The organism is Desulfovibrio sp. X2 (assembly GCF_000422205.1).
GTDB lineage: Bacteria > Desulfobacterota > Desulfovibrionia > Desulfovibrionales > Desulfovibrionaceae > Alkalidesulfovibrio.
This window is the reverse complement of sequence record NZ_ATHV01000044.1, coordinates 118,767-140,991: the sequence shown is the minus strand read 5'-3', so window position 1 is coordinate 140,991 and position 22,225 is coordinate 118,767. Positions and strand designations below refer to the sequence as shown.

At 66.9% G+C, this 22,225-nt stretch carries 17 protein-coding genes; 12 read left to right on the top strand and 5 right to left on the bottom strand.

The genetic code is table 11. The features are described from left to right. The first annotated feature begins 125 nt into the window (after positions 1–125). The 11 genes from DSX2_RS12890 (at position 126) to DSX2_RS17720 (ending at position 16,249) form a co-directional block, all read left to right on the top strand. Positions 126–1,841, top strand: coding sequence for an L-lactate permease (locus DSX2_RS12890; protein WP_020881262.1), 1,716 nt, complete (start codon positions 126–128; stop codon positions 1,839–1,841). Between the two features lie 746 nt (positions 1,842–2,587). After that, a complete protein-coding gene (locus DSX2_RS12885) occupies positions 2,588–4,228 on the top strand; it encodes an L-lactate permease (RefSeq protein WP_020881261.1) in 1,641 nt (546 codons plus the stop codon). A gap of 153 nt (positions 4,229–4,381) precedes the next feature. After that, positions 4,382–5,773 (top strand): FAD-binding oxidoreductase, encoded by a 1,392-nt coding sequence (locus DSX2_RS12880; RefSeq protein ID WP_020881260.1) that lies wholly within the window; start codon positions 4,382–4,384, stop codon positions 5,771–5,773. Positions 5,774–5,798: 25 nt separating this feature from the next. Then, entirely contained in the window at positions 5,799–7,085 is a 1,287-nt protein-coding gene (locus DSX2_RS12875; RefSeq protein ID WP_020881259.1) for a (Fe-S)-binding protein, read from the top strand. Between the two features lie 39 nt (positions 7,086–7,124). Then, positions 7,125–9,236, top strand: a complete 2,112-nt coding sequence (pta, locus tag DSX2_RS12870; RefSeq protein WP_020881258.1) for a phosphate acetyltransferase — start codon at positions 7,125–7,127, stop codon at positions 9,234–9,236. Positions 9,237–9,240: 4 nt separating this feature from the next. Beyond that, on the top strand, positions 9,241–10,455 hold the full coding sequence (locus DSX2_RS12865) for an acetate kinase (protein WP_020881257.1): 1,215 nt from the start codon (positions 9,241–9,243) through the stop codon (positions 10,453–10,455). Between the two features lie 65 nt (positions 10,456–10,520). Further along, positions 10,521–11,150, top strand: a complete 630-nt coding sequence (locus DSX2_RS12860; RefSeq protein ID WP_020881256.1) for a lactate utilization protein — start codon at positions 10,521–10,523, stop codon at positions 11,148–11,150. After that, positions 11,150–13,303, top strand: coding sequence for an L-lactate dehydrogenase (quinone) large subunit LdhH (gene ldhH, locus DSX2_RS12855; protein ID WP_020881255.1), 2,154 nt, complete (start codon positions 11,150–11,152; stop codon positions 13,301–13,303). Before DSX2_RS12860 ends, ldhH begins: the two co-directional genes overlap by 1 nt. 567 nt (positions 13,304–13,870) lie before the next feature. Then, positions 13,871–14,521 carry a hypothetical protein gene (locus DSX2_RS12850; protein WP_020881254.1) on the top strand — a complete coding sequence of 217 codons (651 nt, stop codon included), beginning with the start codon at positions 13,871–13,873 and terminating at the stop codon, positions 14,519–14,521. A gap of 10 nt (positions 14,522–14,531) precedes the next feature. Further along, positions 14,532–15,827: a (Fe-S)-binding protein gene (locus DSX2_RS12845; protein ID WP_020881253.1), complete on the top strand. Its 1,296-nt coding sequence runs from the start codon at positions 14,532–14,534 to the stop codon at positions 15,825–15,827. Then, a complete protein-coding gene (locus DSX2_RS17720) occupies positions 15,827–16,249 on the top strand; it encodes a cytochrome c3 family protein (protein ID WP_020881252.1) in 423 nt (140 codons plus the stop codon). Before DSX2_RS12845 ends, DSX2_RS17720 begins: the two co-directional genes overlap by 1 nt. Before the next feature lie 354 nt (positions 16,250–16,603). On the opposite strand, the gene feoB is transcribed toward DSX2_RS17720, so the two are convergent. The 5 genes from feoB to DSX2_RS12815 all read right to left on the bottom strand — a co-directional run bounded on the left by feoB (position 16,604) and on the right by DSX2_RS12815 (position 20,671). Further along, positions 16,604–18,820, bottom strand: coding sequence for a ferrous iron transport protein B (gene feoB, locus DSX2_RS12835; protein WP_020881251.1), 2,217 nt, complete (start codon positions 18,818–18,820; stop codon positions 16,604–16,606). Between the two features lie 28 nt (positions 18,821–18,848). After that, a complete protein-coding gene (locus DSX2_RS12830; RefSeq protein ID WP_020881250.1) occupies positions 18,849–19,100 on the bottom strand; it encodes a FeoA family protein in 252 nt (83 codons plus the stop codon). 134 nt (positions 19,101–19,234) lie between these two features. Continuing rightward, positions 19,235–19,477, bottom strand: coding sequence for a FeoB-associated Cys-rich membrane protein (locus DSX2_RS12825; RefSeq protein WP_020881249.1), 243 nt, complete (start codon positions 19,475–19,477; stop codon positions 19,235–19,237). A gap of 230 nt (positions 19,478–19,707) precedes the next feature. Continuing rightward, a complete protein-coding gene (locus tag DSX2_RS12820; protein ID WP_020881248.1) occupies positions 19,708–19,959 on the bottom strand; it encodes a FeoA family protein in 252 nt (83 codons plus the stop codon). A gap of 274 nt (positions 19,960–20,233) precedes the next feature. Beyond that, the gene (locus DSX2_RS12815) at positions 20,234–20,671 is read right to left on the bottom strand and encodes a Fur family transcriptional regulator (protein ID WP_035042316.1); all 438 of its coding nucleotides are present in this window, start codon (positions 20,669–20,671) and stop codon (positions 20,234–20,236) included. A gap of 115 nt (positions 20,672–20,786) precedes the next feature. Here DSX2_RS12815 and DSX2_RS12810 point away from each other — a divergent pair, with 115 nt between their 5' ends. After that, a complete protein-coding gene (locus DSX2_RS12810) occupies positions 20,787–22,202 on the top strand; it encodes a diguanylate cyclase (RefSeq protein ID WP_020881246.1) in 1,416 nt (471 codons plus the stop codon). The last annotated feature ends 23 nt before the right edge of the window (positions 22,203–22,225 follow it).

Below are 22,225 nucleotides of genomic sequence, written 5' to 3'. Positions count from 1 at the left end.
GGAGGTCCCCCCACGCGCCAGTCGGACAACGGCGCCGGGGGGAGAATGCGGCCGAGCCGAGCCGGATGAGGAGGCGAGGCGAGACCGCGAAGAGGCAACACGCAACACATTTCGGAGGCTCGTTGATGTCAATCGGAGCACTGGCGATAATCGCCGCAATTCCAATCATCCTGGCACTCGTTCTCATGGTGGGCATGCGTTGGCCCGCCACCCGGGCCATGCCCCTGGCCTGGCTCGTCACGGCCCTGGCAGGCGTCTTCGTCTGGCAGCTGCCCGTCGGCTACATCGCCGCACTGTCCATTCAGGGCGTGATCACGGCCATCGGCATCCTGATCATCGTCTTCGGCGCGATCTTGATCCTCTACACGCTGCGTGACTCCGGAGGCATGGAGACCATCCAGTGCGGGATGCAGAACATCTCGCCGGACATGCGCGTGCAGGCGATCATCATCGGCTACCTGTTCGCCGCCTTCATCGAGGGCGCGGCGGGCTTCGGCACCCCGGCCGCCCTGGCCGCTCCGCTGCTCCTGGCGCTGGGCTTCCCGGCCATGGCCGCCGCGGTCATCTGCCTCGTGTTCAACTCCTTCCCGGTCACCTTCGGCGCGGTCGGCACGCCCATCGTGCTCGGCCTGACGCCCCTGAAGGACCTGGTCGCCAAGGCCGCTGCCGCCGGCGGCGCCAACGTCAACTTCACCGACCTCGCCTCCTTCAACGCCCTGATCGGCCAGTGGGCCAGCCTCATCCACGTTGTCATGGCCTTCATCCTGCCGATCTTCATGCTCGGCTTCATCACCCGTTTCTTCGGCCCCAAGCGCTCCTGGAAGACCGGCTTCCGCGCCTGGAAGTTCTGCGTCTTCGCGGCCGTGGCCTTCTCCGTGCCCTACCTCTTCTTCGCCTGGGTGCTCGGACCTGAGCTGCCGTCCCTGATCGGCGGCCTGGTCGGCCTCGGCGTGGTGGTCTGGGGCGCCAAGCAGGGCTTCTGCCTGCCCAAGGACGAGGTCTTCACCTTCGGCCCGCAGAGCAAGTGGGATCCCGAGTGGACCGGTTCCGTGAGCGCTGCCGAGGACTGCAAGTTCACGGCGCACATGAGCCAGTTCCGCGCTTGGCTGCCCTACGTGCTGATCGGCATCATCCTGGTCATCACCCGCATCCCGGCTCTGGGCCTCAAGGGCTTCCTGGCGCACCAGGCGATCAGCTTCAAGGCCATCCTGGGCTTCCCCACGGTCAACGCCTCCATCGCCTACCTCTACCTGCCCGGCACCATCCCCTTCATGCTCGTGGCCATCCTGACCATCGCCATCCACGGCATGAACGGCGCCAAGGTCAAGGCCGCCTGGACCGACTCCATCGCCAAGATGAAGAACCCGGCCATCGCCCTGTTCTTCGCCGTGGCCCTGGTCTCCATCTTCCGCGGCTCGGGCATCGGCGACACCACCCTGAACCCCAACGCCTACCCCTCCATGCCGCTGGCCATGGCCCACGCCGTGGCGGCCATCGTGGGGCTCGGCTGGCCCATGTTCGCCTCCTTCGTGGGCGGCCTGGGCGCCTTCATCACCGGCTCCAACACGGTCTCGGACCTGCTGTTCTCCGAGTTCCAGTGGGGCGTGGCCACCACGTTGCACCTGCCCAGGGAGATCATCGTCGCGGTCCAGGCCGTCGGCGGCGCCATGGGCAACATGATCTGCATCCACAACATCGTCGCCGCCTGCGCGGTGGTCGGCCTCTCCGGCAGGGAAGGCGACATCATGCGCAAGACCTTCTGGCCCTTCCTTCTGTACGGGTTGGTCACGGGCATCATGGCGCTCATCTTCTGCTTCGTCCTGTTCCCGGGGACCTTCTAGGCCCAGGACCGATCGAAACAGACGCAACGACGAAAACGGCAACGGTATAAAGACATGCGGCTTCCCGTTCTGAACCCACCCTCTCCCGCACGCGCGGCCTCCCTCGCATCACTGCGAACGGCGACCCGGTCGGAGACATCCAAGCGGATGGTGAACAACACCACCGGCGTTCCCACGATGGCGACCCCAAGGCCCCAGGCCGCGGCTGTCGCGCAGATCGCGGGCTCGTCCTGGCCGTTGTTCCCCTCTCGCGAGAGGAACGACGGCTGCCGGTCCCGGGCAGGCGAACTCATGGTTCGCCTGGCCACGGACCCCGGCGGCACCTCTGCCTGGATTCTTCCTCCTGGACATCGTCGCGCCGGTAGCCGCGGGCGGAACGACGGGACAAGGGACGGGCGGCTTCACGCCGCTGCAACGGTACCGACGTCCGGAGAGGTTCGGACGGGGCGCGAAAGCGCCCCGTCTTCCGCCTCTCCGGACGGTCGGCCCCGTGACGAAGAGCGAGGCATGATCTCCATATACCGTCCATCGAGAACCTGACGAGTTGCAATGAGGCGTCACCCGAAGGCCGCGCGGCCCGAGGGCTCATCCGACCCGAAACCTCAACGGCAAGTGCACGGAAGACCAAACCATGATCTCAACGCCGAACCATACCGGACACGCGCAGCGCTCCTGCGCCGCGTCCGCGCACGGACCGGCGCGAGAAAGAGGTTCCCGCGGCGTGGGATTCCCCTGGGAGTGAGAACATGACTTGGTTGCAAGTGTATAATCCGCTCGGCGGCATCGTGCTGTCGGCGCTCGTAGCGGGCATTCCCCTCTACATCCTTTTCTACATGCTGGCCGTGAAGCGCGCCAAGGGACATTGGGCAGCCCTGGCGTCCGTCGTGGCCGCCCTGGTGCTGGCCGTGGCCGTGTGGGGCATGCCCGTGGGCATGGCCGTGAGCTCCGTGTTCTACGGCGCCGCCATCGGCATCTTCCCCATCGTCTGGATCGTGGTCTGCGCCATCTGGGTCTACAACATGACGGTCGAGTCCGGGCAGTTCGAGATTCTGAAGACCTCGCTCGCCAGCATGACGGAAGACCGCAGGCTCCAGGCCATCTTCATCGCCTTCGCCTTCGGCTCCTTCATCGAGGGCACGGCGGGCTTCGGCACGCCGGTGGCCATCACCGCCGCCATGCTCGTGGGTCTCGGCTTCGAGCCGCTGTACGCCGCGGGCATCTGCCTCATCGCCAACACCGCGCCCGTGGCCTTCGGCGCCCTGGGCATCCCCATCGTGGTCGCCGGACAGGTGACAGGCCTCGACATCCACACCATCTCCCAGATCGTCGGCCGCCAGCTGCCCTTCCTCTCGGTCATCGTGCCCCTGTGGCTGACCGTGACCATGTGCGGCTTCAAGCGGACCTTCGAGGTCCTGCCCGCGATCATCGTGGCGGGCCTGTGCTTCGCCGTCTCGCAGTTCACGGTCTCCAACTTCATGGGCCCCTACCTGCCGGACATCATCGCGGCCATCGTGACCATCCTGGGCCTCGGCCTGTTCCTCAAGGTCTGGCACCCGAAGAACATCTGGCGCTTCGCGCACGAGCCCAAGGCCACCTGCGCCCGCTCGCAGTGCCCCTACACCCAGGGCCAGGTCATGCGCGCCTGGATTCCGTGGATCATCCTGGCCTTGTTCGTCTTCCTGTGGGGCCTCGATCCGGTCAAGAAGGTGCTCGGCTCCGCGCTGGTCGTCTCCCTCAACTGGCCCGGCCTGCACAACCTGGTCGTCAAGACCGTCCCCATTGTGGCCAAGGACGCGCCTTACGCGGCCGTGTACAAGCAGGCCCTGCTCGCCTCGGCCGGCTCCGCCGTGTTCTTCGCGGGCTTCGCGTCCCTGCCCTTCCTGCCGAACTACGGCCTGGGCAAGGCCGTGAACTGCTTCGGCCGGACCATCCTCATGCTGCGCTACCCGATCCTGACCATCGCCCTGGTCCTCGGCCTGGGCTTCATCATGAACTACTCGGGCATGAGCGCCACGTTGGGCCTGGCCTTCACCATGACCGGCGCGATGTTCCCGTTCTTCTCGCCGTTCCTGGGCTGGCTCGGCGTGTTCCTGACCGGTTCGGACACGTCCTCCAACGCCCTGTTCGGCGCCCTGCAGAAGACGACCGCGCAGCAGATCGGCGTGGACCCGCACCTGTGCGTGGCCGCCAACTCGTCGGGCGGCGTCACCGGCAAGATGATCTCCCCGCAGTCCATCGCCGTGGCCACCGCGGCCTCGAACATGGTCGGCCGCGAGGGTGACATCTTCCGCTTCACCGTCCTGCACTCCATCGCCATGCTCGTGGTGGTGGGCATGATCACCCTGGCCCAGGCATACTGGCTCAAGTTCATGCTGCCGGGGGGATAGACTGTCTTTGGGGAACGGTCCGGCGAGAGATCGCCGGACCTCCCCGTTCCGAAGCGCCCTGCCCCGCGGGACGCTTCGGAACGCGGAGGTCCGGAAGCGGCCACAAGGCCGCCGGAAGACCCGAAACGCGATAACGACAAAAGGAGAGCCATCATGACGTCCAAGGCCCTCGTTAGCGAATTCGAAGCCGTCGTCGGCAAGGACAACGTCCTGACCGACGCCACCGATCTGCACGCCTACTCTTACGACGCCGCGGTCCTCGACAAGGTCGAGCCCGCCCTCGTCGTCCGGCCCGCCACCTCCGAAGCCCTCGGCAAGGTGGTCAAGCTGTGCAACGACAACGGAATCAAGCTCACCGTGCGCGGTTCCGGCACCAACCTCTCGGGCGGCACCATCCCGCATCCCGGCGGCGTGGTCTGCCTGACCACCGCCCTGGACAAGATCCTCGAGCTGAACGTCGAGGACATGTACGCCGTGGTCCAGCCCGGCGTGATCACCGCCAAGTTCGCGGCCCAGGTCGCGGCCAAGGGCCTGTTCTACCCGCCCGATCCGGGCTCCATGGCCGTCTCCACGCTCGGCGGCAACGTGGCCGAGAACGCCGGCGGCCTTCGCGGCCTCAAGTACGGCGTGACCAAGGACTACGTCATGGGCGTCGACTTCTTCGACGTGAACGGCGAGCTGGTCCACTCCGGCTCCAAGACCGTGAAGTGCGTCACCGGCTACAACCTCGCCGGGCTCATGGTCGCCTCCGAGGGCACGCTCGGCGTGTTCGAGAAGCTCATCCTGAAGCTCGTGCCGCCCGCCGCGGCGCACAAGTCCATGATGGCCATCTTCGACGACGTCATGGCCGCCTCGCGCACCGTGTCCGCGATCATCGCCTCCAAGATCGTGCCCGCCACCCTCGAGCTCATGGACAACTTCACCATCCGCACCGTGGAGAACTTCCGCAAGGCCGGTCTGCCGACAGAAGCCGCGGCCCTCCTGCTCATCGAGGTGGACGGCCACCCGGCCCAGGTCGAGGACGAGGCCGCCAAGGTCGAGGCCATCTGCAAGGAGCACAAGGCCAGCGCCGTGCAGGTCGCCAAGAGCGAGGCCGAGCGCAACGCCGTGTGGCAGGCCCGCCGCGACGCGCTGCCCGCCCTGGCCCGCATGCGCCCGACCACCGTGCTCGAGGACGCCACCGTGCCCCGGTCCAAGATCCCGGCCATGATGGAGGCCCTGGGCAAGATCGCCAAGAAGTTCGAGCTGACCATCGGCACCTTCGGCCACGCGGGCGACGGCAACCTCCACCCGACCATCCTCACGGACAAGCGCGACCACAACGAGTGGGTGCGCGTGGAGAAGGCCATCGACGCCATCTTCGACGAGGCGCTGGCGCTGGGCGGCACGCTCTCGGGCGAGCACGGCATCGGTCTGGCCAAGGCCAAGTTCATGAAGAACGAGATCGGCGTCGCGGGCATCGAATACGCCCGCCGCATGAAGAGCGTGCTCGATCCCAAGGGCATCCTCAACCCCGGCAAGCTGCTCGGCCCCCTGCTCGGCTAGCCCGGACGGTCCATAGGAGGAACCCATGGCGGACATCAAGAAACTCGTGTCCATGCTCAAGGAGCTGGACGATCTCCTGACCGGCTGCATGCGCTGCGGCATGTGCCAGGCGCAGTGCCCGGTCTTCGCCCAGACGGGCCGCGAGACCGACGTCACGCGCGGCAAGCTGGCCCTGCTCTCCGGCCTGGTCGAGGAGATGGTCAAGGACCCCGAGGCGGTCAACGAGAAGCTGCAGCGCTGCCTGCTCTGCGGCACCTGCGAGGCCAACTGCCCCTCGGGCGTGAAGGTCACGGACATCTTCCTGCGCGCCCGCGCCATCCTGGCCGGCTACCTCGGCCTGCCCCCGGCGCAGCGCCTGATCTTCAGGAAGCTCCTGACCAACCCCAAGCTCATGAACAACCTGCTCAAGTTCGGAGCCTCCTTCCAGGGGCTGTTCACCAAGGACGCCGATGCGATCATCGGCACGTCCTGCGCGCGCTTCAACGCGCCGGTCATCGCGGATCGCCACTTCAAGAAGCTGGCGGCCAAGCCCCTCGGCTCCCTCGTGCCCCGCATGGACACGCCTCCGGGCAAGTCGGGCCTTCGCGTGGCCTTCTTCCCCGGCTGCGTCACGGACAAGATCTTCCCGAACGTGGGCCTTGCGGTCCTGAAGATCCTGGAGCACCACGGCGTCGGCGTCTTCATGCCCGCGAACCAGGCCTGCTGCGGCATCCCCGCGCTGTCCTGCGGCGAGCCGGAGTCCTTCGACAAGCTCGTGCACCAGAACCTGGACCTCTTCGCCAAGGCGCCCTGGGACTACCTGCTCACCCCCTGCGCCACCTGCACCTCGACCATCTCCCACCTCTGGCCCAAGTACTACGGCGACCAGCTCGACCAGGGCCGGGTGCGCATGGTGGCCTCCAAGGTCATGGACGTGAGCCAGTTCCTGGTCGACGTCCTGGGTGTCACGGCGCTTGCGGGCAAGCCCTCCAACGTGGCCAAGGCCGCCTACCACGACCCCTGCCACCTGCGGAACGCCCTCGGGGTTACCAAGCAGCCCCGCACGATAATCGAGGCCACCGCCGGATACTCCGTGGCGGAACTTCCCGGCGGCCCCTCCTGCTGCGGCAACGGCGGCAGCTTCAACCTCAAGCACTACAAGCTCTCCGAGACCATCGGCCTGAAGAAGGCGGAGAGCATCGCCGCGACGGGGGCCCAGGTCGCGGCGACGTCGTGTCCGGCCTGCATGATGCAGATCGCGGACATGCTTTCCAGAAGCGGGCACTCCATTCCCGTGAAACATGTTATGGAGCTATACGCCGAATCGCTCTAGCGTCGGGCGAGACGGTAACACCGAACAAGAAGGTGCATCATGGCCAAGAACCTCTATGTCATCAACACCGAGGCCCGCAGCGGCAAATCCGCCATCTGCCTGGGGCTCATGCAGCTGCTCATGCGCGACATCCGCCGCGTGGGCTTCTTTCGGCCGATCATCAGCGGCAGCGTCGAGGGCAAGCGTGACCACGACACGAACCTGATCCTCTCGCAGTTCTACCTGAACGAGACCTATCAGGACGCCTACGCCTACACCCTCGAGCAGGCCCGGGACCTCATCAACCGCGGCGAGCACGCCCTGCTCATGGAGAACATCCTGGCCAAGTACAAGGCCCTGGAGTCGCGCTTCGACTTCATCCTGTGCGAAGGCACGGACTTCATGGGCGGCGACGCCTCCTTCGAGTTCGACATCAATGCCGAAATCGCGGCCAACCTCGGCGCACCGGTGGTCCTCGTGGCCAACGGACAGGGCAAGACCGCGAAGCAGATCATCGCCCAGACGCAGATCGTGATCGACACCTTCACGGACAAGAACCTCGACATCCTGGCGACCATCGTCAACAGGGCCGAGGTCCAGGACAAGAACGAGATCCTCACCGGGCTGCGCTGCAAGTACCGGGTCAACGAGGAATGCCTGGCCTACGTCATCCCCGAGGTGGCGTCGCTCGGCAAGCCGACCATGCTCGACGTGCAGAAGTGGCTGAACGCCGAGCCCCTGTCCGGGCGCGAGCACCTGGACGTGCAGATCGACGACTACGTGGTCGCCGCCATGCACGTGGACAACTTCCTGGAGTACGTCTCCAAGAACTGTCTGGTCATCACCCCGGGTGACCGCGCGGACATCATCCTGGCCTGCTTCGCCACCCGCCAGTCCCACTCCTATCCGGAAGTGGCCGGCATCGTGCTCACCGGCGGACTCAGGCCCCCGCAGACCATCCAGAAGCTGCTCGAGGGCTGGACCGGCGTGCCCCTGCCCGTGCTCGTGGCCGAGGGCCACACCTACAAGACCACGCGCACGCTGACCGAGCTCTACGGCCGCATCGACCCCGAGGACCAGAAGAAGATCGCCACCGCGCTCGGCTCCTTCGAGGAGCACGTGGACACCCGCGAGCTTCGCGACCGCCTCGAGGCCAAGCGCTCCACCAAGGTCACCCCGATCATGTTCGAGTACAGCCTGATCGAGAAGGCCAAGGCGGACAAGCGCCACATCGTGCTGCCCGAGGGCTCCTCGGACCGCATCCTGCAGGCCGCCGACATCCTGCTGCGCCGCGGCATCGTGGACCTGACCATCCTCGGCGACGTGGACAAGGTCGTCGACCGCGCGGGCCAGATGGGGCTGAGCCTCGACACCGCCCAGATCATCGACCCGGTGAACTCCGCCATGTACGAGGAGTACTGGAACACCTTCCTCGAGATGCGCAAGACCAAGGGCGTGACGCCCGAGCTGGCCCGCGACACCATGGCCGACCCGACCTACTTCGGCACCATGATGGTCCAGCTGGGCGCGGCCGACGGCATGGTCTCGGGCTCCATCACCACCACGGCGCAGACCATCCGGCCCGCGCTCCAGATAATCAAGACCAAGCCCGGCATCTCGCTGGTCTCCTCGGTCTTCCTCATGTGCATGCCCGACCGCGTGCTGGTCTTCGGCGACTGCGCGGTCAACCCGAACCCCACGGCCCCGCAGCTGGCCGAGATCGCCGTGGCCTCCGCGGAGACGGCCGTGCAGTTCGGCGTGGAACCGCGCGTGGCCATGCTCTCCTACTCCACGGGCGAGTCCGGCTCGGGCCAGGACGTGGACAAGGTCCGCGAGGCCGTGGCCCTGGCCAAGAAGATGGCCCCGAACATGGCCCTCGAGGGGCCGCTGCAGTACGACGCGGCCTACGACCCGGAGGTCGCCCGCACCAAGATGCCGGGCAACCCGGTGGCCGGAAAGGCCACGGTGTTCATCTTCCCGGACCTGAACACCGGCAACAACACCTACAAGGCCGTGCAGCGCGCCGCCAACGCCATCGCCGTCGGCCCCGTCCTGCAGGGCCTGAGAAAGCCTGTGAACGACCTGAGCCGCGGCTGCACGGTGCCCGACATCGTGAACACCGTGGCCATCACCGCCATCCAGGCCCAGTTCAGCAATACCAAGGGAGCTTAAGACCATGAAGATTCTCGTCCTCAACTCCGGAAGCTCGTCGCTCAAGTACCAGCTTCTGGACATGGACAGCACCACCGTCCTGACCACGGGCCTCGTCGAGCGCATCGGCGAGAGCATCGGCGCGGTGCGTCACAAGCGTTTCCCCGGCTCCCCCAAGGAGGAGTCCTTCTCCTACGAGATGCCCATCAAGGACCACGCCTTCGGCCTGACCAAGGTCATGGACCTCATCGTGGCCAAGGACACCGGCGTGCTCGAGAACATCTCGGACGTCGACGCCATCGGCCACCGCGTGGTGCAGGGCGGCGACCTCTTCAGCCAGCCCATGCTCGTGGACGACTCGGTCGTCGAGGGCATCCGGAAGCTCATCCCGCTGGGCCCGCTGCACAACCCCGGCCACCTGGCCGGCATCGAGACGGCGCGCAAGCTCCTGCCCGGCGTGCCCAACGTGGTCGTCTTCGACACCGCGTTCCACCAGACCATGGCTCCCGAGGCCTACCGCTACGCCATCCCCAAGGAATACTACACCGAGCTGAAGATCCGCCGCTACGGCTTCCACGGCACCTCGCACGGCTACGTGGCCAAGCAGTGCGCCAAGCTGCTCGGCAAGCCCTTCTCCGAGACCTCGTGCATCACCGTGCACCTGGGCAACGGCTGCTCCATGGACGCGGTCAAGAACGGCAAGTGCATCGACACGAGCATGGGCCTGACCCCGCTCGGCGGCCTGGTCATGGGCACGCGCTGCGGCGACATCGACCCGGCCGTGATCGCCTTCCTGGCCTCCAACAAGGGGCTGACCGCCGAGGAGATCGACACCATCCTGAACAAGCAGAGCGGCCTCAAGGGGCTTTGCGGCTACAACGACATGCGCGACATCCACGCGCGCGTGAGCGAGGGCGACGCGGACGCGGAGCTGGCGCTCAAGGTCTTCTGCCGCCGCGTGACCCAGTTCATCGGCCAGGACCTGGCGGTCCTGGGCGGCTGCGACGCCATCTGCTTCACGGCGGGCATCGGCGAGAACGACGCCGTGGTGCGCCAGCTCGCCTGCGCGACCCTGGCCCCCCTCGGCGCGGTCATCGACAGCGACAAGAACATGCACGCGCCGCGCGGCCAGGCCGTGGAGATCAGCGCCGCGGGCAGCCCGATCAAGATCTTCATCATCCCGACCAACGAGGAGCTCGAGATCGCCACCGAGACCCTCGAAGTGCTGCGTAACCAGTAAGATCAAACGCCGCGCCGCCGCTGTCGGACGATACGGCGGCGGCGCGGCAATCCCGGAGGTGCCACGTGGTGCAACAAGAGATCGAATCCCTTTTCACCCAGAAGGCGGAGGCCGTCTCCGCCGTCGTGAAGAAGGTGAAGTCCATGAAGGAGGCCTACGCCTACGCCGTGGACATCTGCCTGAAGAAGGAAGCCTGCCAGCTGCTCATGTCCGGCTGCGGCGAGCCCGTGTCCGATGCGGCCGGTGAGCTCTGCGGGCAGAAGACCGCCGAGCGCGTCATCGCCGCGCCGCAGCTGTCCGGCAAGGCGCTCAAGGAGCTGAAGACCCTGGCCGACAAGGCCGGGATCAAGCTGCTCACCAAGGACATGCGCGACCACCTGGCGGGCATCGACATCGGCTTCACCCTGGCCGACTACGGCCTGGCCGAGACCGGCACCGTGGTGGTGGACTCCTCCGCCGAGGAGGTCCGCCTCTCGACGATGGTCAGCGAGATCAACGTCGTGGTCCTGCCCGAGTCCAAGCTCAGGGCCGGCACCTACGAGTGCGAGGAAGAGCTCCTGGACATCGTCAACAAGACCCCGAGCTACATGGCCTTCATCACCGGCCCGAGCCGCACCGCCGACATCGAGCGCGTGCTGGCCATCGGCGTGCACGGCCCCCTGGAGCTCCACGTTCTTCTTCTGGAGGCTGCCTGATGCAAACCGCGACCACTCTCGACCAATACCTGTCCGAGCTCGAGGATTCGCTGAGCAACGACTTCCAGCGCAAGATCCTCGACACCTTCGCCGTGGCCTACCGCACCGGACGGGCCAACGCCTTCGCGGGCATGGACGTCAAGGGCCTGATCGCCGAGATCGCCAAGGCCAAGGACGAGGCCATGCCGCGCATGGACGAGCTCTTCGAGCAGTTCAAGGCCAAGGCCGAGTCCATGGGCATCAAGGTGCACCTGGCCAAGACCGCCTTCGAGGCCAACGAGATCATCGCCAAGATCGCGCGTGAGAACGACGTCAAGAAGATCATCAAGTCCAAGTCCATGACCGCGGAGGAGACGCTCCTCAACCACCACCTGGAGGACGTGGGCCTCGACGTCGTGGAGTCGGACCTGGGCGAATGGATCATCCAGCTGCGCCACGAGGGGCCGTCCCACATGGTCATGCCGGCCATCCACCTCTCCCGCTACCAGGTGGCCGACCTCTTCACCGAGGTCACCCACAAGAAGCAGGAAGTGGACATCCAGAAGCTGGTCAAGGTCGCCCGCCGGGAGCTTCGCCGCAAGTTCGTCGAGGCCGACATGGGCATCTCGGGCGGCAACTTCGCCGTGGCCGAGACCGGCACCATCGGCATCGTGACCAACGAGGGCAACGCCCGCCTGACCACGACCCTGCCGCGCGTGCACGTCGCGATCATGGGCCTGGACAAGCTGACGGGCACGATGCACGACGCCTTCCGCGTGCTGAAGGTCCTGCCGCGCAACGCCACGGGCCAGCAGCTGACCTCCTACGTGACCTGGATCACCGGCCCCAACGAGTGCAAGAGCGCGCCCGAGAACAAGAAGATCATGCACGTGGTCTTCCTGGACAACGGTCGCCGCGCCCTGGCCAAGGACAAGGACTTCGGCCAGGCCCTGCGCTGCGTGCGCTGCGGCGCCTGCGCCAACGTCTGCCCGGTGTACCGCCTGGTGGGTGGCCACAAGTACGGCCACATCTACATCGGCGCCATCGGCATGATCAACACGTACTTCTTCCACGGCCGCGACAAGGCCAAGTTCCTGGTGCAGAACTGCGTCAACTGCGGGGCCTGCAAGGAGGTCTGCGCCGCGGGCATCGACCTGCCGCGCCTGATCAAGGAGATCCACGCCCGCATCCAGGACGAGGAAGGACATCCCACGCAGAGCAAGCTCCTGGGCCTGGTGCTGAAGAACCGCGCCCTGTTCCACACCCTGCTGAAGAACATGCGCTGGGCCCAGAAGCCCTTCTCCGACAAGGAAGGGCAGTTCATCCGCCATCTGCCCACCGTGTTCATGAAGGGCCAGGACTTCCGCAAGCTGCCGGCCATCGCCCCCAAGGCGTTCCGCGACATGTGGAAGGACGTGAAGCCGAACGTCCCGCACCCCACCCTCAAGGTGGCGCTCTTCTCGGGCTGCGTGCAGGACTTCGTCTACCCCGAGCAGATGGTCGCCGCGGTCAAGGTCATGACCAAGCGCGGCGGCGTGGCGCTCGACTTCCCCATGAAGCAGTCCTGCTGCGGCCTGCCCGTGACCATGATGGGCGAGAAGGAAGCGGCCAAGGACGTGGCTCGCCAGAACCTGACGGCCATGGACCCGGCGGACTACGACTACATCGTCACCCTGTGCGCCTCCTGCGCCTCGCACCTGAAGCACGGCTACCCCAAGCTGCTCGAGGACGACACGGCGCTGGCCGCCAAGGCGGAGCAGTTCTCGGACAAGGTCATCGACTTCAGCTCCTTCGTGCACGACGTGCTGGGACTTGACGAGAACGACTTCACCAACTCCGGCAAGGCCGTGGGCTTCCACGCCCCCTGCCACCTCTGCCGCGGCATGGACGTGCACGAGGCCCCGCGCGAGCTCCTCGGCACGGCCCACAAGTACGTGCCCACGGACGAAGAGGAGGTTTGCTGCGGCTTCGGCGGCTCCTACTCCATGAAGTTCCCGGTCGTCTCCAGGACGCTCCTGGCCAAGAAGCTGGCCAACCTGGAAGCGGGCGGCGTCTCCGTGGTCGCCACGGACTGCCCGGGCTGCGTCATGCAGATCCGCGGCGGCATGAACGCCTCCGGCCGCAAGATCGAAGTCAAGCATACCGCCGAGCTCCTCGCCGAGCGCCTGAAGTAGCGGCGATCCCGAAAAAAAATACGGCCGGGGGGGCTTCCCCCGGCCGTATTTTGCTTATAGATAATACACATGAGTCTCATTGAGGTGCGCACGGTTGCACGGGAACGCCTCACGAGGTATTGCCGCGGCAGACGGGTACGCCGCGACCGCGATGCGGCCGGTCTTCGGACCGGCGCCCGGTCGGGCGTCTTGTTGCGCGCGCAGGAACAGGGACCCTCTTCCGGAGATGGTGGGATCGACGGAAGCGGCCGCCTTCCCGCGGGCGCGACCCTGGCGGCAGGCCTTGTCACGGCTGGATGGGCCGGATCGTCGGTCGACTGCGGCGCAGTGTGCGCACGGCGGGCCGCGCTCCTTGCCCCGAGCCTTGGGCCGGAATGATCTTCCGGCCCGGCCTGTCGGGCTTTCCCTCTTCTGAGTGAGCGCCTCAAACGGCAACGGCGGAGCCGAAATTTCCGCCCGCGTCAGAAGGGAGCAGCCTGTCCGGCAGGTGGCGTGCCGGACTCCGACACAGGCATCGGCTGCACAAACAATCATCATCCCTGCCCACCACGGGCAGAAGGAGAAGACATGTACGATTTCGTGAACGGTCCCTTCCTGTGGATCGCCTTCACCGTGCTGATCTTCGGGAGCATCTGGCAGATAGGCTCGCTGGTTCTGCGCTCCCGTCGCACGGACAAGGTCTTTTTCGATCACGCCAAACCCGGCTGGATGTTCGCCTCCATCGTCAACTGGCTGATCCCCTACGGCTCGCGCAGCTGGCGCGAGCATCCGGGGACCACGGTCCTGACCTTCGCCTTCCACTTCTGCCTCATCTTCGCCCCGCTCTTCGCCCTGGGCCACGTGGTGACGCTGGCCTACAACTGGGGCGTGGACTGGCCGAGCGTGTCCGATCCGGTCACCGACGGCCTGACCATCGTCTTCCTGATCGCGGCCGCGGGCCTGCTCATCCGCCGCCTCGTGAAGCCCGAGGTGCGCATCGTCACCGGCCCGGCCGACTGGCTGCTGTGGGCCATCACCATCCTGCCCTTCCTGACCGGCTACCTGGCGGCGCACAAGATGCTGCTCACCCCGGACAACATGCTCATGGTCCACGTGCTGACGGGCGGCATCATGCTCATCTGCCTGCCCTTCACCCGGCTGGCGCACGCCTTCCTCTTCTTCTTCGGACGCGCCTTCATCGGCAGCGAGTTCGCCCGTCGCGGCACCAAGACCTGGTAGGAGTATCGACATGACTGACATCAAGCCCGTCGAGCCCGCCAAGATCCGCGAGGTCCTGGCCCGCAACGACACCGCGCGCCTGCGCCTGTGGCTCAAGGCCTGCACGTCCTGCGCGATCTGCGCGGACTCCTGCTTCTTTTACCTGACCAACGACAAGAAGCCCGAGTACATGCCCCAGTACAAGGTGCGCAAGACGCTCGGCGAGCTCATCAAGCGCAAGGGCGAAGTGGACCGGGAGTTCCTGGAAGAGGCCAAGGAGATCGCCTGGGGCCGCTGCAACATGTGCCGCCGCTGCTCCCAGTACTGCCCCTTCGGCATCGACATGGGCGTCATGATCCACATCGCCCGGCAGTGCCTGCGCACGCAGGACGTCTGCCCCGATCGCCTGATGACCATCGACGAAAGCTACGTGAAGACCGGCAACCAGATGGAGATGACGGACGACGAGTTCGTCGAGACCTGCGAGTGGATGGCCGAGGAAGGCGAGGACGTCATCAAGGGCCTCGAAGTCCCCATCGACCGCGAGAACTGCCGCATCATGTACACGGTCAACGCCCGCGAGCCCAAGTACTACCCGCAGGACATCCAGATGGCCGCCCAGGTCTTCCAGGTGGCGGGCGAGTCCTGGACCATGCCGAGCCACGGCTGGGAGGCCACCAACCTGTCCATGTTCTCGGGCAACGTCGAGGTCGCGGGCATGCTGGCCCAGACCATGTACGACGCGGCCAAGAAGCTCGGCGCGGAGAAGATCTGCATCACCGAGTGCGGCCACGCCTACCGCGCCGCCAAGTACGAAGGTCCCTACTGGACCAAGCAGCCCAACGGCCAGGCCCCGGTGCCCGTGACCCACGCCGTGGCGGTGTTCCACGAGTACATGAAGTCCGGCAAGATCAAGCTCCGCCACAAGTTCAAGGAGCCCGTCACCTACCAGCACCCCTGCAACCTCTCGCGCAACGGCGACCTGGCCAAGCTGGGCGTCGAGCTGCTCTACATGGTCGCCGAGGACGTGCGCCTCATGGAGCCGCACGACGAGTACAGCCACTGCTGCGGCGGCGGAGGCGGCTTCATCCCCATGGGGCCGGACTACAAGAAGCTGCGCATGGTCTCCGGCAAGTACAAGGCCGACCAGATCAAGGCCACGGGCGCCAAGTTCGTGCTCGCGCCCTGCCACAACTGCACGGACCAGATCAACGACCTGAACAAGGAATACGACCTCGGCATCAAGGTCATCTCGTTCAAGGAAATCCTCTGCGAGCTCATGGTGATTCCGCCCCATCTGCAACCCGACGAGGAGGAGGCCGAGTAATGCGCGCCACGCACATCATCATCGCCGCTCTGGCCGCGGCCCTGCTCTGCGCCTTCGCGCTGCCCGGCTTCGCGCAGCCCGACTCCGTGACCATCGGCAACCCCGCCGACTTCCCCGGCGGCCTCAAGCGCGGCCCGGTGAAGTTCAACCACGACGCCCACGTGAGCCTGGGGCTGGACTGCACCGCCTGCCACCACCGCTACGAGAACGGCAAGAACGTGCTCGATCCCTCGGAGCTCCTGGACGGCACCACCCCGGGCACCTGCGACTCCTGCCACGGCGGCGACAAGCCCGCCGGTGGCCTGGGCCTGCAGGCCGCCTTCCACAAGGAATGCATCGGCTGCCACGCGGGCCACGGCCCCGACCCGAAGATCAAGGGCGGCCCCCGCGCCTGCGCCGGCTGCCACGAAGTGCAGAAGTAGCCGCACCACGAAGAATACGCGCGCGAGCGCGTCCGCAGGGGCGGGGAAGGAGCGATCCTTCCCCGCCCCGAGCGTTTCCGGCCCCCTGCCTGGGTCTTCCCTCGAGTCGGCGTGCGGCCGCCCGAAGTGCACCGGCGGCCGGACATCTCCTCTCTCCTCTCTCCTTTCCTTTCGTCCCATCCTGCGGCTTTGCCGCAGGCTTTTGCCGCCCTTCTGCCCGGCACGAGGGCGCAAGGCCTCTCCTCGAGTGTCCGCCGAATGTCCGCCGCAGCACAAAAAGGGGGCCGGGAACCTGGGTTCCCGGCCCCCTTTAAGGAGCGCCGCGCGTCCGGTGCGCGCGTCGGATCGGCCGCGTCAGGCCATGCTCTGGTAGGCCACCACGGCCACGGCGAAGGCCAGGGTCGTGTTGAAGATCATGGAGAAGGCCGCCCAGCCCCAGGACCCCGCCTCCTGGCGGATGGTGAACACGGTCACGAAGCAGGGCGCGTAGAGCATGGTGAAGAGGATGAGGCTCACGCCCTTGGCGAGGTTCCAGTCCGGGTCTGTCTGCAGCTTCTCGACCAGGGGGGTGGTCTCCTCGGGATCGGTCTCGCCCAGCGAATAGGCGGTGCCCAGGGTGGAGACGATGACCTCCTTGGCGGCGAAGCCCGCGGCCAGGGCGATGTTCGTGCGCCACTCGAATCCGGCGTAGCGGGAGATGCCCTCCACGGCGCGGCCGAAGCGGCCTGCGGCGGAGTATTCCAGGGCCGCCATGGCCTCCTCGTGGTCGATTCCGGACAGCGCCTCCTGGACGTCCGCGACCTTGTCCTCGTCGTTGTCCGCCTGCGCCGCGGCCAGTACCTGCTCCTGCTGCGCGCGCTGCGCCGCGAAGCGCTCGGCCTCGTGCGCGGGCAGGCCCGGGTAGGTCATGGCCGCCCAGAGCAGGACCGAGATGGGCAGGACCACGGTGGTGGCGCGCTTGATGAACTGCCAGGTACGCTCCCAGGCGTGGATGAGCATGCCGCGCAGGGTGGGCAGGCGGTAGGGCGGCAGCTCCATGACGAAGGGCGTGGAGGGGCCGGAGATGACCGTGGAGCGCAGGAGCTTGGCCACGAGCAGGGCCACCAGCCAGGACGCCAGGGTCACGGCGAACATGGCCTGGGCCTGGTACTTCGGGAAGAAGGCGGCCACGAGCATGAGGAAGACCGGCAGCTTGGCGCCGCAGGTCATGAAGGGCGCGGTGAGGATGGTGGCCAGCTTCTCGCGCGGGCTGCGCAGGGTGCGCGCGGCCATGACGCCGGGCACGGCGCAGCCGCCCGCGATGCCGCCCGAGACGATGAAGGGCATGACCGAGCAGCCGTGCAGGCCGAACATGCGGAAGACGCGGTCCAGCATGTAGGCGATGCGGGCCATGTACCCGGAGTCCTCCAAAAAGGAGATGATCAGGAAGATGATGACGATGAGCGGCACGAAGCCGAGCACCCCGCCCACGCCCGCGATGACCCCGGAGACGAGCAGCGACTTGAGCGCCCCGTTCGGCAGGGCCGCGCCCACGAGGCCGCCCAGCCAGTCGAAGAAGCTGCCCATCAGCCCAACCGGGATGTCGCCCAGGGTGAAGGTGAAGGTGTAGATGGCGTAGAGCACCGCGAACATGAACAGCGGGCCGAGCAGCTTGTGGGTGAGGAAGGTGTCGATGCGGTCGGACAGGGCCACGCGGTCGATGCGCCTCACCTGGACCACGTCCTGGCGCAGGATGCTCGAGATGAAGCCGTAGCGGTAGTCCGCGATCAGGGCCTCGGGGTAGGTGTCGAGCGTCTTGCGGCAGTGGTCCGCGACCTTGGCGCTCATCTCCTCGAGCCTCGCCGCCGCGTCGGCGTCGCGGGCGCGCAGCCACTGGGCGACCTCGGTGTCGCCCTCGAGCACCTTGAGGGCCACCCAGCGGGGCATGTAGCCCGCCTCTTCCAGCCCCTTGCCCTGGAGCAGGGCGGACATCTCGGCCAGGGCCTGGTCCAGGTCCGGGCCGTAGGAGATGACGAGCGGGGTGAGGCTGCCGCGCCGCTCCTGGGCCAGGGCCACGGCGGCGTCCAGCATCTCGTCCATGCCCTTGCCCACGCGGGCCACGGTCTCCACCACGGGCACGCCGAGGAGCTTGCCCAGGCGGGCGGCGTCCACGGTGATGCCCTGCCGCTTGGCCTCGTCCATCATGTTCAGCGCCAGGACCACGGGCACGCCGATCTCCAGGAGCTGGACCGCGAGGTAGAGGTTGCGCTCGAGCACGCCCGCGTTGGCCACGTCGATCACGGCGTCGGGCCGCTCCTCGATGAGCACGCGGCGCGCGACCAGCTCCTCCTGGCTGTAGGCGGTCAGGGAATAGGTGCCGGGCAGGTCGGTGATGCGCAGGTCGAGCTCGCCGCGGCGCATGGCGCCCTCTTTGTGCTCGACGGTTATGCCGGGATAGTTGCCCACCTGCTGCCGCGCCCCGGTCAGGGCGTTGAACACGGTGGTCTTGCCGGCGTTGGGGTTGCCGGCCAGGGCGATCTTCAGGGCCTGCGCCGCCTGGTGGGGCGCGTGTCCGGGCGTCTGCTGGGTCATGTGCGGTATCCTCGTCCCGGCGCGCGCATCAGGACGCGCCGTCGGCTTCCACGGGCGTGACCAGGATCTGGTCGGCCTCGTTGTTGCGCAGGGTCAGGGTGAAGTTCTTGACGCGCAGGGCCACGGGATCCTTCAGGGGAGCGCGCCCCACGACCTCGATCTCGGCGCCAGGGGTCAGGCCCATGTCGCGGATGCGTCGGCCGAGCTCCCCGCCGGTCATGATGCGTGTGATGACGGCCCGCTGGCCGACGGCCAACCGGCGAAGACCGATGGTCTCCATGAAGTCCTCCTCGTGTGGTGACTGCGCTCTGCGGGACGCTCTCTGGTCCTGTCCCGGGCCGCGTTCGTGCGGATGAAGTCGTGCGTGTCGGCCGGATCGGGGAACCCGGCTTCCTTGTCCGGCGTCGGGAAATGCTAGGGCTGCTTGTGCGCGCGGCAGGAGTTCCCTCCCGTCGTGTCGCGCATGTCCTTCAGGTCGTTCAGATCATTCAGGCCGTTCGCGGCGTGCCCAACGTGCCCGGAACAGCAGCTCACCCCGGAGCAGCCGTCCGAGCAGCCGCCGGAGCAGGCGCAGCCGCCCGCCTTGGAGGCCCGCGCCTTGCGGATGACGTATATGGCGGCTGCGGCGACGATGGCGAAGACGATGATGTTCTGCATTGCTTGCTCCTGTCCGGCCCGTCTTGCGGCGTGCGGCCGCAGGGTGCCGGACCTGGTCCTAGTGTGACGTCCGCAAAATACTCAAAGCCGTATTTTGCGGAGGATCGCTGCGCAGAAAACGTGGTTTTCAGCTTGCTCACGCCGCCTTCGGCGGTGGAACCGGGCATGTGCCCGGTTCGAGTGTCGCGTATGATCGCCTATGGCAACCGGCGTTCTTCATGGACGCGACACTAGGTCTGCGGCGAGGCGAGCACCTTCTCGGCCATGCCGCGGCCGATGACGAGGTCCGAGCCCCGCACCTTGATGCGGCATCCGCCGGGGCCTGCGGAATCCACCTCCACGAGCGTCCCGGGGGTCAACCCGAGGGCGCACAGGCGGCAGCGGCAATTGCCGCCGGCACACTCGCAGAAGCGCTCGATCTTCACCCGGCTTCCGCTGGGGAAGTCGCTCAGGGGTCTATGTACTGCGCAGACTGAACACATACCGATACACCTCGAGGTTGCGACGTCGTGTGGAGAGACAATAGCTAATTGAGAATGATTGTCAACTCCTTTTTCGATCACTTTCCGCTGGAATCTCTCATGCGAAATAAACCCGCCATCTTACGAACAGGCGACCAGGGCCGCGAATGGCCTCTCGGGTTTACCGAACGGAATGGGCACAGGATGCGGGGGCCGATGCCGGGATGCCGGAAGGCCGGAGAGCGCGCGAAAGGGGACGAGGCAGCCGGGGTGGGCGGAGGCGGGGTCCGGGGGGCTATTCCTTGCCGCGGCAGCGGGGGCAGACGCCGTACAGGCACATGCTGTGGCCGGTCAGGCGGAAGCCGTGCGCCCGGGCCAGCTCCTCCTGGAGCTGCTCGATGCGCTCGTCCGCCACTTCTACCGTCGTGCGGCAGCGGATGCAGATGAGGTGGTCGTGGTGGTCTTCGTTGAAGCCGTGCTCGTAGCGGGCCACGCCCTCGCTGAAGTCCACTTCCTGGGCGATGCCCGAGTCCGAGAGCAGCTTCAGCGTGCGGTAGACCGTGGCCTGGCCCACCGAGGGGTCGATGGCCTTGACCTTCTGGTAGAGGTCCTCGGAGGTCAGGTGGCCCTGCTCCTTGAGGAAGACGTCCAGGATGAGCATGCGCTGCGGCGTCATCTTCAGCCGCTTGCTCGACAGATACTCCCTGAAGACTTCGCGCTGATCGCGATGCATAGCATCCTGCCTGCCCATGGCGCTCAACTATCCTCTCGCCGCCCCCTGTGTCAAACTTCCACACCCGGCCACGGCCACTTGCCGGTCCCCTTCGATTGTGGGATAAAGCCCCATAATGGACGAGAAATCGGCTTCCGCCTCCGGCGACCGGGCGAAAAACCGGACCCCCTCCCCCCAGGGCGAGGCCCTGCGGGCCCTCGTGGTGGAGGACGACGCCATCATCCGCGAGGACATGGTGCAGTGCCTGCGCCGCGCCGGGGTCATGGTCATCCCCGCCGGGGACGGCAAGGAGGCGCTTGGGCTCTTCCTCGAGCATTTCCCGGACCTCGTGGTCACGGACATCCGCATGCCCCACATGGACGGCCTGGAGCTCGTGCGCCGCATCCGCGAGCTCTCGGACGAGGTCTGCGTCGTCCTCATCTCCGCCTTCACGGACAACGAGACCCTGCTCGCCTCCATCAACCTCGGCGTCAACGGCTTCATGCCCAAGCCCGTCGCCCGCCAGGAGCTCATCGACCTCTCGCAGCGCTGCTCCCTTGCCGGCAAGGGCGAGCGCACCCTGCTGCGCAAGGTCCTGGACAACAACCCGGACCTCTTCCTGACCACGGACGGCGAACGCATCCTCTACGTCAACCGCCCCTTCCTCGACTTCCTCGGCATCCAGTCCATCAGCGGCATGGACGCCATGGCCCTGGTGGCCTCGCGCATCTCGCCCGCCGAAGGCTACGAGGGCGACAACTGGATCGCCGCCCTGGCCTCGGACGACTCCGCCGCGGACCACCTCATGGCCCTGGCCCCGCCCGTGGGCGGCGAGGGCGAGCGGGCCTTCCTCGTGCGCGTCAGCCGCCTGCCCGTGGAGGACACCCTCTTTTCCATCATCAGCTTCATCGACGTGACCAGCATCCAGGAGGAGCGCGACTTCTACCTCGACCTGGCCCTCAAGGACCCGCTCACGGGGCTCGGCAACAGGAAGCGCCTCATGGACGAGCTCGAGAAGGAGATCTGGCGCGCCGAGCGCTACGCCAAGGACCTGAGCCTGATCATGTTCGACATCGACGACTTCAAGCGCGTCAACGACACCTGGGGCCACCAGGAGGGCGACCACGTGCTGCGCGAGATGGCCCGCATCGTGCGCGAGGACATGCGCCGCGTGGACCTCGTCACCCGCTACGGCGGCGAGGAGTTCTGCTGCCTGCTGCCCGAGACCGACCTGCGCAGCGCCTGCTGCCTGGCAGAGAAGCTGCGCCGCATCGTGGCCACGCACGACTACGGCAAGCCGGGCAGGCTCACGGCCAGCTTCGGCGTGGCCCAGCACTTCCCGGGCGAGTCCTCGGACGACCTCATCGCCCGCGCGGACCAGGCCCTGTACGCGGCCAAGCGCTCCGGCAAGGACCGCGTGGAGCCCGCGCCCGACCCGAGCGACCTCGAGGAGCTCTCGGCCGCGGGCAGCATGCCGCCCCCCCTGCTCCCCGTCGCGGACGCCGACGAGGACGACGCGGCCGACCTCGACCCGTCGCGCCGCGGGAACTGACGCGCCGTCCAGGCCCCGCCCGC

Bases quoted from the DNA above. Each gene is read 5' to 3' on its own strand.
- DSX2_RS12810 (WP_020881246.1), top strand. From the start codon at position 20,787: ATGGACGAGAAATCGGCTTCCGCCTCCGGCGACCGGGCGAAAAACCGG.
- DSX2_RS17720 (WP_020881252.1), top strand. From the start codon at position 15,827: ATGCGCGCCACGCACATCATCATCGCCGCTCTGGCCGCGGCCCTGCTC.
- DSX2_RS12875 (WP_020881259.1), top strand. From the start codon at position 5,799: ATGGCGGACATCAAGAAACTCGTGTCCATGCTCAAGGAGCTGGACGAT.
- ldhH (WP_020881255.1), top strand. From the start codon at position 11,150: ATGCAAACCGCGACCACTCTCGACCAATACCTGTCCGAGCTCGAGGAT.
- DSX2_RS12885 (WP_020881261.1), top strand. From the start codon at position 2,588: ATGACTTGGTTGCAAGTGTATAATCCGCTCGGCGGCATCGTGCTGTCG.
- DSX2_RS12850 (WP_020881254.1), top strand. From the start codon at position 13,871: ATGTACGATTTCGTGAACGGTCCCTTCCTGTGGATCGCCTTCACCGTG.
- feoB (WP_020881251.1), bottom strand. From the start codon at position 18,820: ATGACCCAGCAGACGCCCGGACACGCGCCCCACCAGGCGGCGCAGGCC.
- DSX2_RS12820 (WP_020881248.1), bottom strand. From the start codon at position 19,959: ATGTGTTCAGTCTGCGCAGTACATAGACCCCTGAGCGACTTCCCCAGC.
- DSX2_RS12830 (WP_020881250.1), bottom strand. From the start codon at position 19,100: ATGGAGACCATCGGTCTTCGCCGGTTGGCCGTCGGCCAGCGGGCCGTC.
- DSX2_RS12825 (WP_020881249.1), bottom strand. From the start codon at position 19,477: ATGCAGAACATCATCGTCTTCGCCATCGTCGCCGCAGCCGCCATATAC.
- DSX2_RS12815 (WP_035042316.1), bottom strand. From the start codon at position 20,671: ATGCATCGCGATCAGCGCGAAGTCTTCAGGGAGTATCTGTCGAGCAAG.
- DSX2_RS12865 (WP_020881257.1), top strand. From the start codon at position 9,241: ATGAAGATTCTCGTCCTCAACTCCGGAAGCTCGTCGCTCAAGTACCAG.
- DSX2_RS12880 (WP_020881260.1), top strand. From the start codon at position 4,382: ATGACGTCCAAGGCCCTCGTTAGCGAATTCGAAGCCGTCGTCGGCAAG.
- DSX2_RS12845 (WP_020881253.1), top strand. From the start codon at position 14,532: ATGACTGACATCAAGCCCGTCGAGCCCGCCAAGATCCGCGAGGTCCTG.
- pta (WP_020881258.1), top strand. From the start codon at position 7,125: ATGGCCAAGAACCTCTATGTCATCAACACCGAGGCCCGCAGCGGCAAA.
- DSX2_RS12890 (WP_020881262.1), top strand. From the start codon at position 126: ATGTCAATCGGAGCACTGGCGATAATCGCCGCAATTCCAATCATCCTG.